Source organism: Psychromonas sp. B3M02 (assembly GCF_003318165.1).
GTDB lineage: Bacteria > Pseudomonadota > Gammaproteobacteria > Enterobacterales > Psychromonadaceae > Psychromonas.
In genome coordinates this window covers 20,366-38,741 of record NZ_QOCB01000020.1, presented here as the reverse complement: position 1 = coordinate 38,741, position 18,376 = coordinate 20,366, and the positions used below count along the sequence as shown (strand labels likewise).

General features: G+C 37.6%; 17 protein-coding genes and 5 tRNA genes. 17 read left to right on the top strand and 5 right to left on the bottom strand.

Annotated features, from left to right (window positions below):
- Positions 1-72: 72 nt before the first annotated feature.
- On the bottom strand, positions 73-816 hold the full coding sequence (locus DS885_RS02745) for an FNR family transcription factor (RefSeq protein ID WP_113817876.1): 744 nt from the start codon (positions 814-816) through the stop codon (positions 73-75).
- A 454-nt stretch (positions 817-1,270) separates the two neighbouring features.
- Between DS885_RS02745 and DS885_RS02740 the strand changes: the two genes are divergently transcribed.
- The 8 genes from DS885_RS02740 to DS885_RS17495 all read left to right on the top strand — a co-directional run bounded on the left by DS885_RS02740 (position 1,271) and on the right by DS885_RS17495 (position 4,681).
- The gene (locus DS885_RS02740; RefSeq protein ID WP_113817875.1) at positions 1,271-1,762 is read left to right on the top strand and encodes a hypothetical protein; all 492 of its coding nucleotides are present in this window, start codon (positions 1,271-1,273) and stop codon (positions 1,760-1,762) included.
- 268 nt (positions 1,763-2,030) lie between these two features.
- The gene (locus DS885_RS02735) at positions 2,031-2,594 is read left to right on the top strand and encodes a sigma-70 family RNA polymerase sigma factor (protein ID WP_113817874.1); all 564 of its coding nucleotides are present in this window, start codon (positions 2,031-2,033) and stop codon (positions 2,592-2,594) included.
- Positions 2,587-3,330 (top strand): DUF3379 family protein, encoded by a 744-nt coding sequence (locus DS885_RS02730; RefSeq protein WP_113817873.1) that lies wholly within the window; start codon positions 2,587-2,589, stop codon positions 3,328-3,330. Before DS885_RS02735 ends, DS885_RS02730 begins: the two co-directional genes overlap by 8 nt.
- Positions 3,331-3,682: 352 nt before the next feature.
- A tRNA-Asn gene (locus DS885_RS02725) sits at positions 3,683-3,758 on the top strand.
- A gap of 136 nt (positions 3,759-3,894) precedes the next feature.
- A tRNA-Asn gene (locus DS885_RS02720) sits at positions 3,895-3,970 on the top strand.
- A 212-nt stretch (positions 3,971-4,182) separates the two neighbouring features.
- Positions 4,183-4,258, top strand: a tRNA-Asn gene (locus DS885_RS02715).
- A 136-nt stretch (positions 4,259-4,394) separates the two neighbouring features.
- Positions 4,395-4,470 (top strand) — tRNA-Asn (locus DS885_RS02710).
- 65 nt (positions 4,471-4,535) lie between these two features.
- A tRNA-Asn gene (locus DS885_RS17495) sits at positions 4,536-4,681 on the top strand.
- Between the two features lie 139 nt (positions 4,682-4,820).
- Here the strand turns inward: DS885_RS17495 and DS885_RS17875 are convergent.
- A complete protein-coding gene (locus DS885_RS17875; protein WP_369007747.1) occupies positions 4,821-5,081 on the bottom strand; it encodes an ATP-binding cassette domain-containing protein in 261 nt (86 codons plus the stop codon).
- A gap of 120 nt (positions 5,082-5,201) precedes the next feature.
- A complete protein-coding gene (locus tag DS885_RS02700) occupies positions 5,202-5,522 on the bottom strand; it encodes an ABC transporter ATP-binding protein (RefSeq protein ID WP_220149632.1) in 321 nt (106 codons plus the stop codon).
- Between the two features lie 484 nt (positions 5,523-6,006).
- On the opposite strand from DS885_RS02700, the gene DS885_RS02695 reads away from it, so the two are divergent.
- The 4 genes from DS885_RS02695 to DS885_RS02680 all read left to right on the top strand — a co-directional run bounded on the left by DS885_RS02695 (position 6,007) and on the right by DS885_RS02680 (position 11,975).
- Entirely contained in the window at positions 6,007-7,224 is a 1,218-nt protein-coding gene (locus DS885_RS02695; RefSeq protein WP_113817870.1) for an ammonium transporter, read from the top strand.
- A 192-nt stretch (positions 7,225-7,416) separates the two neighbouring features.
- Entirely contained in the window at positions 7,417-8,043 is a 627-nt protein-coding gene (gene upp / locus DS885_RS02690; RefSeq protein ID WP_113817869.1) for a uracil phosphoribosyltransferase, read from the top strand.
- A gap of 84 nt (positions 8,044-8,127) precedes the next feature.
- The gene (locus DS885_RS02685; protein ID WP_113817868.1) at positions 8,128-9,393 is read left to right on the top strand and encodes a uracil-xanthine permease family protein; all 1,266 of its coding nucleotides are present in this window, start codon (positions 8,128-8,130) and stop codon (positions 9,391-9,393) included.
- 167 nt (positions 9,394-9,560) lie between these two features.
- On the top strand, positions 9,561-11,975 hold the full coding sequence (locus DS885_RS02680) for a DNA polymerase II (RefSeq protein ID WP_113817867.1): 2,415 nt from the start codon (positions 9,561-9,563) through the stop codon (positions 11,973-11,975).
- A gap of 73 nt (positions 11,976-12,048) precedes the next feature.
- Here the strand turns inward: DS885_RS02680 and DS885_RS02675 are convergent, their stop codons facing one another.
- Positions 12,049-13,101, bottom strand: coding sequence for an aldo/keto reductase (locus DS885_RS02675; RefSeq protein ID WP_113817866.1), 1,053 nt, complete (start codon positions 13,099-13,101; stop codon positions 12,049-12,051).
- A gap of 354 nt (positions 13,102-13,455) precedes the next feature.
- Here DS885_RS02675 and DS885_RS02670 point away from each other — a divergent pair, with 354 nt between their 5' ends.
- The 3 genes from DS885_RS02670 (at position 13,456) to DS885_RS17870 (ending at position 14,978) form a co-directional block, all read left to right on the top strand.
- Positions 13,456-13,692, top strand: a complete 237-nt coding sequence (locus tag DS885_RS02670; protein ID WP_113817865.1) for a PA3496 family putative envelope integrity protein — start codon at positions 13,456-13,458, stop codon at positions 13,690-13,692.
- 415 nt (positions 13,693-14,107) lie between these two features.
- Positions 14,108-14,635 carry an NADPH-dependent FMN reductase gene (locus DS885_RS02665; RefSeq protein WP_113817864.1) on the top strand — a complete coding sequence of 176 codons (528 nt, stop codon included), beginning with the start codon at positions 14,108-14,110 and terminating at the stop codon, positions 14,633-14,635.
- Positions 14,636-14,756: 121 nt separating this feature from the next.
- Entirely contained in the window at positions 14,757-14,978 is a 222-nt protein-coding gene (locus DS885_RS17870) for a DUF1294 domain-containing protein (protein WP_113817863.1), read from the top strand.
- Between the two features lie 20 nt (positions 14,979-14,998).
- Here the strand turns inward: DS885_RS17870 and DS885_RS02655 are convergent, their stop codons facing one another.
- Positions 14,999-15,577: a hypothetical protein gene (locus DS885_RS02655; protein ID WP_113817862.1), complete on the bottom strand. Its 579-nt coding sequence runs from the start codon at positions 15,575-15,577 to the stop codon at positions 14,999-15,001.
- Positions 15,578-15,867: 290 nt separating this feature from the next.
- Here DS885_RS02655 and DS885_RS02650 point away from each other — a divergent pair, with 290 nt between their 5' ends.
- Together DS885_RS02650 and DS885_RS02645 are read left to right on the top strand one after the other, a co-directional pair.
- A complete protein-coding gene (locus tag DS885_RS02650; protein ID WP_113817861.1) occupies positions 15,868-17,811 on the top strand; it encodes a DNA topoisomerase III in 1,944 nt (647 codons plus the stop codon).
- A 243-nt stretch (positions 17,812-18,054) separates the two neighbouring features.
- Positions 18,055-18,354, top strand: a complete 300-nt coding sequence (locus DS885_RS02645) for a hypothetical protein (RefSeq protein ID WP_113817860.1) — start codon at positions 18,055-18,057, stop codon at positions 18,352-18,354.
- Positions 18,355-18,376: the final 22 nt, after the last annotated feature.

The window sequence follows — 18,376 nt, the reverse complement described above, 5'->3', positions numbered from 1 at the left end:
AACTTAACAATATAGTTAGTGTATTAGTGATGAGATTAGCGATAAAGGGCAATGGATTGTGTGTTAACACTATTACGTCATTGAGCCTGATAATGCTGAAAGTTGTGCTTCATCTAATACGGTAATATATTTGCCTTTCACTGCAATCATGCCACTTTTCTGGAATCGACCTAATAATCGACTGATTGTTTCAACGGTTAATCCTAGGTAATTACCGATATCCCCACGTGTCATTGACAATCTAAACTCTCTTGGCGAGAAACCGCGAGCGGCGTAACGCACTGAAAGGTTATGGATAAAAGAAGCTAATCTTTCTTCGGCGTTCTTTTTGGACAAAAGTAGGATCATGCTTTGATCTTCTACTATCTCATTACTCATAAGACGCAAAATTTGCTGTCTTAACTTAGGCATTGATGTCGATAAATCATCAAGTGTGTCATAGGGAATTTCACAAATCATTGCTGTTTCTAATGCTTGTGCAAAACTCGGATGAGTGCCAGAGCTAATACCATCAAAGCCAACTAAGTCTCCTGCAAGGTGGAAAGCTGTGATTTGTTCATCACCTTGCTCTGTAATGGTATAAGACTTTAAAGTACCAGAACGAATAGCATAGAGACATCTCATTGCTTCACCGGCTTTAAAAATCTCACTGCCTTTTTGAATTGGTTTTTTACGTTCAATAATCGTATCTAAACGCTCCAATTCAGTTTCGTTGAGAGAGTAAGGAATACATAACTGGCTGATACTGCAATCTTGGCAATGAATTGCACAAGCACCACTTTGTATACGACTTGTATTACTTTTATCCATGTTCATCTCTTCATTTTATTGATTTAACTTAATACTAGCACCTTATAAAGCACCTTTAAAATAGTTAATACTAAAGTTGTTAGTGGGTGTTTTTTTGCTTAAAAATGATGGTGTCATTATTATTTTTTATTGTTTTTATGCGCTGGCGCAAAGAAATTTGATTAATAAAGGAGTATTGCCAGTCGCAAGAGGTTAAGCGTGTTAATACTTTTCATCATTAATAATTAAAACTGTAGATAGGAACTGCTGTAATTTGATTGTGTAAACTAAAAAGTTTTAACCATTAACTGAAAACATTTATAATAAGCGAATACTAATCACAATCATTAACCGGTCTATTTTCCCAACGCTAAATTTAGATCCAATATCAAATACCATCGGTATAACTTATCTGATGTAACTTTATGTAAAGCCATTAGGTTTATATAAAAGTGGTTTTTGCCACTAACAAGGAAAAATAATGCTCACACCTACTCGATTAATCCAACTACTGATTATGCTCTCGTTATTAATTGGGTTATTTGTATGGAGAACACTGAGCTTTGAGAGTAGTGAACAATCATCTTCGGAGCAATCAAATCAAGTTTCAAAAACAGATCAGCTAGTGTGTCAGTTATCTAAGCCTTGTGTCCTAGAGTCAGCGTCTGGGCGTTTTATATTAACGGTGGAGGAAGGGGAAGTTGTGCCTGATCAGCCGTTTAATATCAGTTTAACCAGTGAATTAAAAAACTGGACAGTAAGTGATGCAAAAATGGTCAGTGAAAAAGGCTTTGAAGGTAAAATATCTGTCACCTTAGTGCCCGTTGAGAGTATAAACCACAGTATTACTTACCAAGCACAAACTATGGTGGGAGCCTGCTCTGAAAAAAATGCATCAATCACACTACAAATCACTTTATTAATTGATGATAAGACAGTACCTATCGAATACACGTTTTTGGTAGCAAATTAAAGGTTAGCCTAAGTTTCAACACTCAATACGTATTATCTACTGTTTATTTACCTATTTATTTAAATGTTCAATAACTTCGCATAACCTAACCTTGTTTTAATACTGTTGTATTTGCGAACTTGCTAGAACTATTCAATAATAGAGGTTATTAATTTACTGGTACTATTAATAGTATTTAAAGAAAGCCCTTCGCATTTATATAGCAGGACGCTAAATATCAGACATTCATAAGCGAAATTAGGCGAAAAGTTTGCATTAAAGGAAAATAATGAATTTTTTTAAATCGAAACGAAATAAAAGTTCATCATCCTCGGTCATTAAGGATATGAATAGAAAACAGAAACGATATGAATCATTAGTGAATGTCTATAGCGCTGATCTTTACCGCTACGCATTGTGGGTTTGCCGTGATTCTGAGGTTGCTCAAGATCTAGTGCAAGAAACTTGTTTACGTGCATGGAAAAGCATTGACAGTTTACTTGATGATAAATCAGCCAAAGCTTGGTTGTTTACAATTTTGCGCCGCGAGAATGCTAGGCGCTTTGAACGTAAGCAATTATCGTTAGTTGATATTGATGATTACGAAGTAGCAGCAGAAGAAGAGTCTAGCCCATATGATAAAGAGCTCATTCAGCAAAAAATAGCAGCGTTACCTGCTGACTATAAAGAACCTCTGTTGTTACAACTCATTGCAGGCTTTACTGCAGAAGAGATAGCGGCCCAATTAGATTTAAATAAAAATACCGTGTTAACACGGTTATTTAGAGCCAAAAATCTACTTAAAACTAATTTAAAAGTAGAAATTAATAATACCGGAGAAGCGCATGGATGATATTTTATTTCGTCATACAGCGATTGCAACACCCAATGATAAGTCCGAAGAGTTCTTAGAGAGAGCAATGTCTTCTGATTCATCAAAAAAACTAGTCGATGACAGCAAAGCATTCGATAAATTATTAAAAGATAGTTTAAAAGTGGATGTGCCTGATGATTTAGCCGACAAAATAATGTTAGAGCAAAGCTTTGCGTTAGAGCGTGACAAAAATATCAGTGCTCGATGGCATCTGGCTATTGCTGCTTCTGTCGCTTTTGTTATTGGTTTAAGTATACCTCTTATACAGAAAACAGTTACCCCACCAGTGGAAGTCGCAGCCGTTGAGCAAGCGCCTGAAGATATAGGTAATGTTGCGTTAGAGATGGTTAAAAACGAGTATTTCCTAACAGCTAAGGCTAATGAGAATGCAAGCTTACAGGCGGTAAATGCTAAACTCGCAGTATATGGCGGACAAGCTAAAGAAGGTTTAGGCGAAGTGATGTTTGTAAACTACTGTAGTTTCAAAGGTACTTCAGCTTTACATATGATACTAAAAGGTGAGAAAGGGCGTGTGACTGTGTTTGTCGTACCAGAACAAGGAAAATTCACACCTGCTGCGAAATTTAGTAATGAGCATTTAAAAGGTATGTCTGAAAAAATGGGCAAAACTAACATAGTGATTGTTGGTGAGCCAGATGAACCACTTGAAATGACGCAAGAAAAATTACACGACAGTATTAAGTGGGATATTTAATCTGATTGATATTGCACAATAAAAAAGCAGGTTAGCGAATATTTGTGATTGGTTGTTTGATTTATCAGCAACCAATTTTTTTATCCTCCTTTTTTGTTGACATGATTCACTGCAAAAAATATACTGCGCCCGTCTTTAAGATGACTCGGACAAAATATTGTTTAGTTATCCTTTCATTTATAAAATGAATTGATATGATGAAGGGCTAGATAAGACCTTTTAGATATAAAGGCTCGGTTGATCAGTTATTAGATTAGTCAGTGAAAAGATACAATTCTTCTTTAGGTTAGTTGGTAGAGCCATAGAGATACTGTTAATCCGTATTGAGATTAATAAGTAAGAAAAATACAATTCCTCTTTAGCTCAGTTGGTAGAGCAACGGACTGTTAATCCGTGTGTCGCTGGTTCAAGCCCAGCAAGAGGAGCCACATTCTTTAACTTTGATAAGTCGAAGTTAAACGTAAGAAATTACGATAAATATTTACAATTCCTCTTTAGGTTAGTTGGTAGAGCCATAGAGACACTGTTAATCCTTGTTAGATTAATCAGTGAGAAAGTTACAATTCCTCTTTAGCTCAGTTGGTAGAGCAACGGACTGTTAATCCGTGTGTCGCTGGTTCAAGCCCAGCAAGAGGAGCCACATTCTTTAACTTTGATAAGTCAAAGTTAAACGTAAGAAATTACGATAAACATTTACAATTCCTCTTTAGGTTAGTTGGTAGAGCCATAGAGATACTGTTAATCCGTATTCAGATTAATAAGTAAGAAAAATACAATCCTCTTTAGCTAAGTTGGTAGAGCTATAGAGACACTGTTAATCCTTGTTAGATTAATCAGTGAGAAAGTTACAATTCCTCTTTAGCTCAGTTGGTAGAGCAACGGACTGTTAATCCGTGTGTCGCTGGTTCAAGCCCAGCAAGAGGAGCCACATTCTTTAACTTTGATAAATCGAAGTTAAACGTAAGAAATTACGATAAATATTTATAATTTCTCTTTAGGTTAGTCGGTAGAGCCATAGAGATACTGTTAATCCTTGTTAGATTAATCAGTGAGAAAGTTACAATTCCTCTTTAGCTCAGTTGGTAGAGCAACGGACTGTTAATCCGTGTGTCGCTGGTTCAAGCCCAGCAAGAGGAGCCACATTACAAAAGCCTGAACATATGTTCAGGCTTTTTTTTTGGAAAATTTCGAGTGTTAAGATTCATTCCTCTTTAGCTCAGTTGGTAGAGCAATTTGAGCACTGTTATTTAGTTGGTACCAAGATCGCTTACTTGAATACTGTGAGCGAGACCAAGGTCAATACAACGGACTGTTAATCCGTGTGTCGCTGGTTCAAGCCCAGCAAGAGGAGTTATACCAATCATACTAATTAAGTAATCTATTTTACTTGTTAAAATAACTTATTTCTGCGTTGTAATCTTCGTAAAGGAAATACCCTTCACTTCAAATTACGCCTTAAACTAAGTCATTTTTCCTACGCAAAATTTAGCTCACTTATTTAATATAATTGGTATGACATTAAAAAAGCCTGAACATATGTTCAGGCTTTTTTTTGGGAAAATTTCGAGTGTTAAGGTTGGTTTATCCAAAATAAGTACGTCGGGCTCTTGTATTATCGCTCTGGCAATAATGACTCGCTGTCGTTCACCTTCTGGTAATGAATTAAAATGCCTGTATTGAAGGTGACTTATATCGAGCAAAGCCAATACACTTTCTAACCTCAATACTGGATAAGAAAAGCGAGTCAACACCGCTATTTATAAGGATTTCGGCGTTAAATTATTGCTCAATAACCCGTTATTGAGCAATAATTTGCCTTGAACTACGCAGCACTATCAGTATTGTCTATTACATGATTTAACTATCTGATTTTATGTGATGTTTATCTTCCAATAACCAGAACTGTGGTTATCTATTGCTATGATGTCAGATGAGGTTCGCTTCCAATGAGTCGATTTCGATATTAAACCCATTTCAAATACGGTCAATGCAAACTCTGCGTTGGAATCTTCTAATGCCGTGGCAATGCGTTGCGCACAGTGACGAGCTGTTAAAGACCAAATTTTTTCGCCATCGAGTAGAACTTCACCACTAGAAGGTTTATTTACGCAATAAAGACAGCGCAATAAGCGGGTTTTTCCTGCACCATTAAGGCCAACTACAGCGACAAGTTCACCTGATTGTACGGTCAACGAGATAGGTTTTAATAAAGTTTTGTGGCGGCTAGGAGACCAAGTTAAGGCTTTTAATTGTAAACAGGCTGGTTGGCAATGTGTAAAGCAGGGAAGTGAGTGTATATCTGTATACTCTTACCTTTATCAAATTCAATGTAAGCCAACCTCTATTCATCCATTAATTTAAAAGTGTTGTAATGTAACATTTTGCTGAGGCGTTCAATCTATTTCAGTGGGCGATGTAAATAAATACCTGATACTGATTAACGGTTGGTTTGTTATAGGAAAAAAGTAAATTCATCTCTATTTATTCTGATTTAAATTAAGTAAATGTGTTGTTTTTATAAAGGTTGTTTTTTATTAAATGCACGACCTTTCATCTTTTTGCCTAATCTTGATTTGATATCAAAAAAAAGCGAAAAATAGGATAAAGCTATGTTAACTAACTTATTGATCGGGTAAGGTTCGCCTCAATTTTTTAAGGATGTAAAAAGAGGGAAAGATGGACTTAGTACAAAATCATGTCACCGCGTTAATCAGTAGTGCGGATACTTTATTTATTTTATTAGGCGCAATCATGGTGTTTGCCATGCATGCAGGTTTTGCTTTTTTAGAGGTTGGGACGGTTCGTCATAAAAACCAAGTGAATGCTTTGGTTAAAATTATGTCTGACTTTGGTGTTTCTGCACTGGTTTATTTCTTCTTCGGTTATTGGTTAGCTTACGGTGTTACTTTTTTCGATAGCGCCGCCGTTTTAGCCGAAAATAATGGCTATCAATTAGTTAAATTCTTCTTCCTAATGACTTTTGCTGCTGCAATTCCTGCGATTATTTCAGGTGGTGTTGCCGAGCGAGCTAAATTTAATCCCATGTTAATTGCTGCCGCTTTATGTGTTGGTATTGTTTATCCGTTTTTTGAAGGGATGATTTGGAATGGTAATTATGGATTCCAAGATTGGTTAACGGTTAATTTCGGGGCTGCTTTCCATGATTTTGCCGGTTCGATTGTAGTACACGCAGTGGGTGGCTGGATTGCTTTTGCTGCCATTGTTGTTTTAGGCAGTCGTCATGGGCGTTTTCGTCAAGGCAAAGTGATTGCCTTTGCACCGTCTAATATCCCTTTATTAGCGTTAGGTGCTTGGATCTTATCTATTGGTTGGTTTGGTTTTAACGTGATGTCTGCACAGGCGATTGAGGGCGTTAGTGGATTAGTAGCCATTAACTCTTTAATGGCGATGGTCGGTGGCATTATCAGTTCTTTAGTGATTGGTAAAAAAGACCCTGGTTTTATTCATAACGGCCCACTAGCGGGTTTAGTAGCGGTTTGTGCTGGCTCCGATTTGATGCATCCCATTGGCGCGTTAACGACAGGTTTAGTTGCGGGTGGTTTATTTGTTTGGGTATTCACTTATGTACAGAATAAGTTCTCTAATTTTGATGATGTATTAGGGGTTTGGCCTTTACACGGAATATGTGGACTATGGGGCGGTATTGCCGCTGGGATCTTTGGATTAGAAAGTTTTGGTGGTTTAGGTGGCGTAACCTTTATGAGTCAATTAATCGGTTCATTAGCGGGCATTGTGTTTGCTGTAGTGGGTGGTTTTATTGTTTATAAGCTAGTGAATACGATTACACCGATTCGTTTAGATGAAGAGGACGAGTTCAAAGGTGCAGATGTGGCGATTCATAAAATCGGCGCTACTAATTTAAATAATAACTAGGGCTCTCTTGTTATTAATATACATTTAAATCAATAGGCTAAAGGGAAACCCTTAGCCTTTTTTGTTTAAAAAATTGACTAATTTTAACAAAAACAACTGATTTCAATTTATAATGATACAGCACATAAATTGATTCATTTTATCTTGCTAACATCGGTCGATTTTAACATTTTATTCATTTGGAGACACAGCATGAAAGTTATTGAAGTAAAACATCCGCTTATCCAGCATAAATTAGGTTTATTACGTGAAGCGGGTATTAGTACCAAACGTTTTCGTGAATTAGCACGTGAAGTGTCAAGCTTATTAACTTATGAAGCAACTAATGACTTGTCATTAGAAACAGTGAAAATCGAAGGCTGGGAAGGGGAGATTGAAGTACAGCAAATCGAAGGTAAAAAAGTAACGGTTGTGCCTATCTTACGTGCAGGTTTAGGCATGATGGACGGTGTTTTAGACTATATCCCAAGTGCAAAAGTCAGTGTAGTTGGTATTTACCGCGATGAAGAAACGCTAGAACCCGTGCCATATTTCCAAAAGCTAGTTAGTCAAATTGATCAACGTATGGCATTAGTGGTTGACCCGATGTTAGCAACTGGTGGTTCGATGATCTCAACATTAGATTTGATCAAAGAAAGTGGCTGTACAAATATTAAAGTACTTATTTTAGTGGCTGCTCCAGAAGGTCTAAAAGCTTTGGAAGAGACTCACCCAGATGTTGAAGTTTATACGGCTTCTATCGATTCTCACTTAAATGAGCATGGTTATATCGTACCTGGTTTAGGTGATGCGGGTGATAAAATCTTCGGTACTAAATAATTTTATGCTAATAAATCAACCTATTTTACTTAAGTAAAATAGGTTGATTTACCTACTCTATTGTTTTTATAAAGGGAATTTAATATGTCAGACAGTGTCTCCTCTGACTCAGCTGAGCTAGATAGTACAGCTAATCTATCATTATTCCAGCAAGCGCTTGCTGGTTCACAAATGTTATTTGTGGCCTTTGGTGCATTGGTCTTAATGCCTTTGATCACTGGTTTAGATCCTAATGTGGCGTTATTCACCGCAGGTATTGGTACATTATTGTTCCATTTAGTCACCAAAGGTCAGGTGCCAATCTTCCTTGCTTCTAGTTTTGCCTTTATTGCACCTATTGCCTATGGCGTGCAAACCTGGGGCATTGCATCAACGATGTCCGGTTTATTTGCAGCCGGTGTGGTGTATATGTTGATGTCTTATGCAGTGAAATTAAAAGGTGTTGGTTTTATCCATCGTTTATTACCACCAGTGGTGGTTGGCCCTGTGATCATGGTCATCGGTTTAGGTTTAGCACCTGTTGCAGTGAATATGGCGTTAGGTAAAACCGGTGATGCAAGTGCGGTATTGATGGAACAGAATACGGCTATGATCATCTCTTTTTCTGCATTGATCACCACCTTGTTAGTCTCAACATTAGCGAAAGGTATATTTAAGTTAGTGCCGATATTTTGTGGTGTACTGGTCGGTTATATTCTAGCTTTCTTTTTTGGCGTGTTAGATTTTAGTGCGATTAGTAACGCTGCTTGGTTAAGTGTGCCTAAATTTGTGGCACCTGAGTGGAATTGGCAGGCGGTATTATTTATGATTCCGGTTGCTATTGCACCTGCCGTTGAGCATGTTGGTGACATTCTAGCGATCAGTAATGTGACAGGTAAAGATTACCTTAAAAAGCCTGGCTTAAATCGCACTTTACTAGGTGATGGTATTGCTACAAGCGCCGCATCATTATTTGGTGGTCCGCCTAATACAACCTACTCAGAAGTAACGGGTGCAGTCATGCTAACGCGTAACTTCAATCCTAAAATCATGTGGTGGGCAGCTATTATTGCTATCTTGCTGGCATTTGTAGGTAAGTTTGGTGCTGTATTACAAACTATTCCGGGTGCAGTCATGGGCGGTATTATGATGCTGTTGTTTGGTACGATTGCATCTGTAGGGTTGAATACCATGATTCGTCATCGTGTAGACTTATCTCAACCACGTAATATGTGTATTGTTTCTGTTACCTTAGTATTTGGTATTGGTGGTATGGCATTAGGCATTGGTTCATTCAGTTTACAGGGGGTTAGCCTGTGTGGCATCGTGGCTATCTTATTGAATCTACTCCTACCTCGTCATCGCGGTTAACATAAAGGGAGTGAATGGCAATTATCTTGAATAAGAGATTGCTATTCACTCTCAGCTTTATAACACATTCCAATCCTTTCAATTAACAGCTTAAACTAAGTCATTTTTTCTACACATAACACACAACACTTATTTAATATAATTGATATTAGTATAAGATGCAGTTTATGAGCGAAACTTCTATTACTTCCCTATCTGGCCTGATTTTATCTCGCCAACAAGTCGAAACAACACAGGGTGTTGATTTGATTTTCTGGTTAACCACCGAGCGTGGACCATGCCGTATTGTTATCCCCCAACAACGTTATGTTTTCCTTATTGAGCAAGCACAACTGGAGCAGGCTGAATCTATTTGGAAACAAGAAAACTGCTTTCCAGATTTTATTAGGCCTATTGACCTTAAAACCTTTAATGGACAGAAAGTCTGTGCCATTTACACGTTTAAACAACAACTTCATAAGTGGTGCCAATTGGCCTTAATGCAGCAAGGTATTGCTACCTATGAAGGAGATATTAAATTAAGCGACCGTTTTTTGATGGAGCGTTTTATTTATGGTGTGGTCAAGGTGTCAGGGCAAATTGATTGGCTTGGATCGTACTGGTCCTGTCAACATGCGACAGTATCTAGTGAGACAGATGCTGAGGTGATTGAAGCCAATGGGCATGTAACTATGGTGTCATTGGATGTCGAATGTAGCCCACAGAGTGAGTTGTATAGTATTGCATTAAGTATGGGCAATGTTGGTGACGCTGAAAACGCTCATCATACGGTATTAATGATAGGTCGCCCTCAAGCCGCCGATGATATTAATGTGCAATGGGTTAAAGATGAACGGGCATTGTTATTAGCGCTTATCCATTGGTTTGAACAACACGACCCCGATGCAATTATTGGGTGGGCAGTAGCAAATTTCGATATGCGTTTATTAGCTAAAAGAGCCCAGATATTAAGTGTGCCTTTGACTATAGGCCGAGATGGGAGTGCCTTAAAGTGGTTAACACATAGAGACAATCCTGACTCTGGTTCTGTGATATTAAATGGAAGAGTTGTCCTGGACGGCATAGATGCCTTAAAGAATGCCAGTCTTCACTTTGAAAGTTATAGTTTAGAGTTTGTTAGCCAAAGCTTATTTGGTGAAGGTAAGTTAATCGCTAACAACAGCGATAAAGGCCTTGAAATTAAACGCCAATTTGAGCAAGAGCCGTTAACCTTAGCACGTTACAATTTACAAGATTGCTTACTCGTCGAGCGTATTTTTGAGGATAAACAACTTGCTGAATATACTATTCAACGAGCACGTTTGACTGGACTTGCTTTGGAAAGGCGCGGCGCATCGGTGGCGGCCTTTATTAATCTGTATCTACCGTTATTACACCGTAGTGGTTATATTGCACCGAATTTAGGGGATGTACAGGCACAGCACTCCCCGGGTGGTTTTGTGATGGACTCACGACCGGGATTATATGAGTGGGTATTAGTATTAGATTTTAAGTCTTTGTACCCTAATATCATGCGTAGTTTTAAGATTGACCCATTGGGTATGGTAGAAGGGTTATTAGCACCTGAAGATGAAACCATACCCGGCTTTAGAGGAGCAAGGTTTAGCCGTACTGCGCATCACTTACCTAAGATTATTAATACCTTAACTGCTGCTCGTGAACAGGCTAAAAAAGATAAAAATCATGCCTTTCAACATGCTATTAAGATCATTATGAATAGTATGTATGGTGTCTTGGGTTCTGCGGGTTGTCGCTTTCATGATACCCGCTTAGCAAGCTCGATCACGTTACGTGGTCACCAAATAATGCAAGATACGGCACAGTTTATTGAAGCGCAGGGACAGCAGGTTATTTATGGTGATACGGACTCTACTTTTGTGTACTTGAAAAGTTGCCAAGATCAACAACAAGCAATGCAAGCAGGCAAGCTGTTAGCTAAGGATATTAATCATTATTGGGAAACTAGGTTACGTGAAGAGTTTGATTTAGATTGTTTCTTAGAGATTGAGTTTGAAACGGCTTTTTCGAAATTTTTTATGCCAACCTTACGCGGCCAAGATACTGGGTCTAAAAAGCGTTATGCAGGTTTAACCATGACCGATAAAGGCGAGGAAATTGTCTTCAAAGGATTGGAGACGGTTCGGTCGGATTGGACTGAGTTAGCACAAAATTTTCAGAAGGCACTTTATCAAAAGATATTCGCAGGGTTGCCCGTAGAAACCTATATCATGGATACTATTGAGCAACTCAAACAAGGGCAATTAGATGATAAGCTGGTTTATCATAAACGCTTACGTCGCCCTTTAGCAGATTATGTTAAGAATGTACCTCCACAAGTAAAAGCAGCACGTTTAGCGGATCAACAAAATGCGGCATTAGGTTTACCATTACGTTATCAACAACGTGGAAGAATAGGCTATTTGTTGACTGTTAATGGTCCAGAGCCACAGGAATATCTTCATTCTGATATTGATTACCAGCAATACATTGATAAGCAATTAAAACCTATCGCAGAAGCTATTTTACCTGTGTTAGGCAAAGATTTTAACTTAATAACGTCAGATCAAATGTCGCTATTTTAAAAGATATAAAAAAGCCGGACTGCGGGCAGTTCGGCGATTACATTGTGCTTAAATTGCGTTGTTATTAAATAGATTAATAAGGCGCAGGGTATTGTTTGATCACGGCACTAATATCTGACAATGCTTGCTCAGAAAGTGGATCTTTAAAGGCATCAATGTTCTCTTTTAATTGTGCCATTGTTGTTGCCCCAATAATAGTTGACGTTACTCCATCAACTTGATCGCACCATTTTAATGCTAACTGTGCAGCAGTGATCCCGTTCGCTGTGGCAATCTCTTGATAAGCTTTAATGGCTTGTTTACTGGTTTCAGTATCGCGGTATAAACCGTTACGTTGTTGTAATGTCCAACGGCTTCCTTCAGGGCGTTCACCATTCAAGTACTTGCCACTTAACATACCGGTTGCTAAGGGTGACCAAGGTAAATAAGCAATATCTTCATGCACACAATTTTCAATCAAGTAAGGCCAATCTTTGGCATGCAATAAGTTAAATTCATTTTGAATCGAGACCATGCGCGGTAAATTATGTTGCTCACTTAATTTTAAGAAAGTATTAATGCCCCAAGGGGTATCATCGGATAAACCACAATGACGAATTTTGCCCGCTTTAACACACTTTTCTAAACCTTGTAATACGTCAAGCATAGACTCCGTCTGCTCGTTTGCATCACTGTCAGAGAATTTAAAGTGGTTTGGTTGATGACGACCAAAGTGCGGCGATTGACGATTTGGCCAGTGTAGTTGATAAAGATCGATATAATCGGTCTGTAAGCGCTTTAAAGAAGCCTCTACAGAGCTAATTACAGCTTCTCCTGTGATAGGACCACCATCTCTTACCCAGGGTAAGCCTGGGCCTGCAATTTTAGAGGCGAGGATAATATCTTGGCGTTGACTTGGGTTATTTTTTAAATAATGACCGATGATGGATTCAGTTTTACCATAAGTGTCTGCTGAAGGCGGGACCGCGTACATCTCTGCCGTATCAATAAAGTTGATGTTTTGTGCTAAAGCATAGGCAATTTGTTGGTCTGCATCCTGCTGATTATTTTGTAACCCCCACGTCATACTGCCTAAACAAACACGCGAAACTGATTCACCACTGCTACCTAACGTTGAAAATTGCATATTCACCCTTTTTCTCGTCTTAAAAATAAGTGGTTAATGTAACCGCTTATCGGCTAATTGTATATTCTCTGTTATGAATCAATGTGTTTAATATGTCCGACCACTTAGCTGGGTATAATTTAAATCTGTATTAAAATAATGCACTAATCGCATATTTTTTAATAAAAAATATTTTAGTTAATTTATTTTGAATATTTATATTGAATTTTTCGAATAATGAGTTAAAAAGAGAGTGTATGGTTATTTATTTAAATCCGAATAAAGTCACCCATACCACACAATTTAAATATTAATTTTTGTAGTTATATAAGCCGATAATCGGCTCAGCAATACTGTCATGATTGGAGAACTAAAATGGCAAATAGTAATAGAAACTCTCTACAAACTGAAGACGACACACAAGATATGGTTGACTTTTTTTCTGAAGATGACTGGAATGAGGACAACTCATCAGTGAAAAAGAAACAAGCATTAATGAACGACAGAAAACGAGGCAAAGTACGCCGTAGTATTGAAGAAATTAAAGAAAGAAAACGTTTAAAAGAGCTATTAGGTGATGATTACGACGATTTGGATTACCTAGATAGCTAAAGATATTTTATCTTTGCAGAGAAGTGATTCTCTATGTTTTTTAAAGTAGTACAGAACTAATCTGGGCACCTTTCCCTTATATTTTCTGTCATAAAAAGGTTGATGATTACATCAACCTTTTTTTTCACCTATTTTTAGTAAAGCTTCATATAAGTGACGTAGATTGAAAAGTTTACATACTGTGGAAATGATATCAATTATCGTCATTGAATGATCTGGAATGAAGGTGCTAAAATGTTTTCAAAGGTTAACGTTATAAGAATCATTAACATAACGTGAATATTAACTATAAATATGTACTGAGACACAAAGGTAAATTCTGTGACTCTTTTAGTGATTTTACCCATTATGTCGTAATAACTAAAAGAACGATTAAACCAGAGTTTATTGTCATTCAAGTAACAAGGGAATCAATATGAAAGTATTAGCATTTGCCGCCAGTAATTCTGAAAACTCAATTAATCAAAAGTTAGCTGCATACACTGCCAGTCTAATTACAGACGCTGAAGTAGAGTTACTGGATATCAATGATTATGAGATGCCAATCTACAGTATTCAACGTGAAGTTAAGTTAGGTAAACCACAACAAGCACTGGATTTTTACGATAAGATCACAGAAGCTGACGCAATTATCATCTCATTTGCAGAGCATAATGGGTCTTACACAGCTGCTTATAAAAACCTCTTTGATTGGACTTCACGTATTGATATGAAGGTGTATCAAGATACCCCTATGTTGATGCTAGGCACTTCTCCTGGTCCAGGTGGCGCTGCTTCTGTGCTTGCTTCTGCCTCAGGGTCTGCGACTTATTTTGCCGCCGATGTAAAAGGAGAGCTATCAGTACCTAACTTTTTTGATGTTTTTGATATCGTGACGAATAAAGTCGTTAACAAACAACTTCAAGCATCGCTGATTGAATTGGTGGGTAAGTTAGGTAAGTAATTGTAGGTAATGCTCGCCATTTTATATGGGCTGGGTGCTTTTTATGCTCAGTCTATGCAATGATTCCCTAGTTGGTTGTTGGCTTATTTAGTGGTTATTAATTTACTTCGTTTTATTTTTTATGGAATGGGTAAGTTGGCTGCGATTAAACATTGGCAAAGAACCCCAGAAACATTTTTATGGTTTAGCACTTTGCTGTAGTTGGCTCGGTAGTGTGCTTGGGCAAATGCTGTTTAACCATAAAACCACTAAAAAGCCTTTTCGGCGTTATTTTTATATAATGACCTTTTTAAACATAATAGGCGTAAGCGTTTATTTATATCCAGTTATTCAATTATACTAATCAGTAATAAGCAGAGAAAATTAAATTTCATCTGCTTCAAAAGCCTTATCGGCATTTTCAAATGCATCTGGTTGGTCTGACTCTTCAAATAAACCATTCAGCTTTTGGCTATTTTCATCCCACAGGTCTTTGCTTTTTTGTTTGCTATCTTGCCAGAGAGATTCACTAGTGCTTTTACCGTTCTCCCATAAACCTTGACTGGTTTCTTTACCATCTTCCCAGAGTGCTTGTGTTTTTTCTTTACCACCTTCCCAAGCTTCTAAACTAGTTTCTTTGCTTTTTTGCCATGCGTCTTTACCTGATTCAATACTTAAACTAAGTGCTTCTTGGCTAGTTTTTTTACTTTTATCCCAAATTTCTTTACTGGATTTTTTCACATTATCCCAAGAGGAATCTTTATTTGTTTCTCTTGCTTTAGCGGCATCTGCAGTGGCTCTTTCTAATAAGGTTGGTTTTTCTATATTATTTTGGGCAGCAGTCTCTTGCTCAGTTTCTACCACAGTTGGTTCGCTGGTGGTTTGCTGTTGATCATTACACGCGCTAAGGAGTAAAAGGGCTGCTGCAGATAGAGCTGCATTTTTGATCGTAGAATGGGTCATAATTATTTCCTGTACACTGTCATGAGTAATTTTATTGAGCATCAGTATTATAAAAGGCAGGTTAATTAGTCAAACATTGAGCTATGAATTTTTTACTTCAGACGATTCAACCTACACTTTGTTTAATAACTTCATTAACAATCGAAGCGCTATTGTTAACTAACAGACTTAGATGCGATCTATACTGAAAAATAGACCGCTATTGGTTAATTTAGTTGCAAATAAAGCGCGATGGACTTGAATTATTGTAGCATATAAAATACTGTCTATAAAAACAGTTGGAGTCCACGTTGAAGTTATATATTGCCGAAAAACCAAGCTTAGGGCGAGCCGTTGCCGATGCATTGCCTAAACCACATCGTAAAGCAGACGGTTGTATTTATACGGGCAATGGAGATGTTGTTAGTTGGTGTATCGGACACCTTTTAACACAAGTGGATCCCGAAGCTTATGACCCTAGTTTTAAGCAGTGGAAGTTCGAACACCTCCCTATTATACCTGAACAGTGGAAATTAAAGTCAGTCCCTAAAACCAGTAAACAGCTGAGCATATTAAAAAAACTGATTAAACAAGCAGATCAATTAGTGCATGTGGGTGATCCCGATAGGGAAGGGCAGTTACTCGTTGATGAAGTTATCCATTTTAGTGGTGTAAAAGGCGCTAAATTGCAGCAAGTTGAACGTTGTTTGATCAGTGATTTAACCGTCAATGCCGTGAAGCGGTCATTACAGTCATTACGCTCTAATCAAGAATTTATTCCGCTCTCAACATCCGCATTAGCACGTACTCGTGCAGATTGGCTATACGGATTAAATCTAACACGTGCTTATACCTTGTTGGCACAAAAATCTGGTTATAAAGGGGTTATCTCAGTGGGGCGTGTTCAAACACCACTGTTAGGTTTGGTCGCTAAACGTGACCAAGAGATACAGCAATTTATAAGTAAACCTTTTTATGAAGTGTTAGCTCATTGTAATACAGAGGCTGGAGAAAACTTTACCGCTAAGTGGAAGCCTAGTGATGCCTGTGCGCCATATCAAGATAGTGAAGGTCGAGTACTAGTTAAAGGCTTAGCCGAAAATGTGGCAGCACGTATTACTAACCAACCAGCAAAGGTGTTGAGTTTTGTTAATAAACAGAAAAAACAGATAGCACCATTACCTTATAACTTATCAAGCTTACAAATTGATGCAGCCAAACGATTTGGTTATAGCGCACAACAGGTTTTAGATGCAGCACAGGCATTATATGAACGACATAAACTGATCACTTATCCGCGTTCTGATTCACGTTATTTACCGCGTAATCATCATCACCAAGCTAAAGCAATTAGCCTGGCTATTAAGCATAATGATATAGAGATGAAGCAGGCCGTTGAAGGCGCTAATTTATCAATTAAAGGCAGAGCATGGAATGACAGTAAAGTAGATGCCCATCATGCGATTATTCCAACAGATAGTAAAAAACTGAGCAGCTCATTAGATAATATAAGCAAAAATATTTATCAGTTAGTGGCTCGTCAATATTTATGTCAGTTTTATGATGATTATTGTTATGCAGAGTGTATTGCTGAAATCGAGATTAATCAGGGCTTATTTGTCAGTAAAGCGAAGTCTAAAATAAGTGACGGCTGGAAAATTTTGTTTCCACAAAAAGAATCGGAAAGCTTTTTACCGCAGTTAACAAAAGGGCAGATTTTACACTGTGAGCGAGGGGAAGTTATTGATAAAAATACTCAGCCTCCAGCGTATTTTACCGATGCGACTTTACTTGCAGCAATGAGTAATATTGCCCGTTTTGTACAAGATCCAGAGCTTAAAAAAGTGTTAAAAGATACAGATGGTTTAGGCACGGAAGCAACAAGGGCTGGGATCATTGAGCTTTTATTTAAAAGGCAGTTTTTACAACGCGTTGGTAAAACTATTCAAGCGACAGAAGTAGGGCGTAAGCTCATTGAAAGCTTACCGGATAGTTTAACCTTACCTGATATGACCGCGTTATGGGAAATGCAATTAAATGCAATAAGTCTCAAGCAGCAAAATTATCAAGGCTTTGTATCACCTTTGTTAGCTAAACTTGATGCGATTATTGTTAAGGCGATCGCTGATGGACCACAAGCATTGGTTAATTTACCAAGCAGCCCTACAAGTGCGGCAAAAAGATTTAAAAAGCGTACAACAAGTAAGTCCACTACTAGCAGTTATAAAAAAAGAGCAAGGCCAGCTAAAAAATAAGCGATATTAAGTACTTAGCAGTGTGTGTTTTTAATATATTCATCTAGTTATTTATCACAAATTAAGGTTCAAGTATTAATCCTCGCTTAAATAATGAAATTAACTACCCTTTGGTGTAATATCTTTTTGTTGTTAAATGTTATATGTAAAATAATAATAAACTTTATATGACTTTAATGTTCAGATGTTTGATCTTTTTATAAAAAGATTGAAAACCTTAATTATTATAAAGTAGTAGAATTTATGAGTAGATGGTATGACAAACGTCCTCAATTGGGCAAAGGACTGGATCGATTTAAAGAGATGGAGCCTGAAGTTAGGGAGCCCATTTTAAAAGAAATTATTGATTTAGTAGAGCAACAGGATCCGAGTTTATTAAGCGATGAAAAAGCGAACGAATTTAGACTCGATTCGGCTGGATTAAGATGGTACGAACATGATCCTTATTGTTGGTTAGTGTTTAGTATTTTAGAGTTTGCTAGTGTCTCTGTTTGGGAGTCGGTGGAAATATTTTTTGCCAATAGGCTGTCCTTTGCGGCATAAACCTTTCCCGCTGCAAAATATT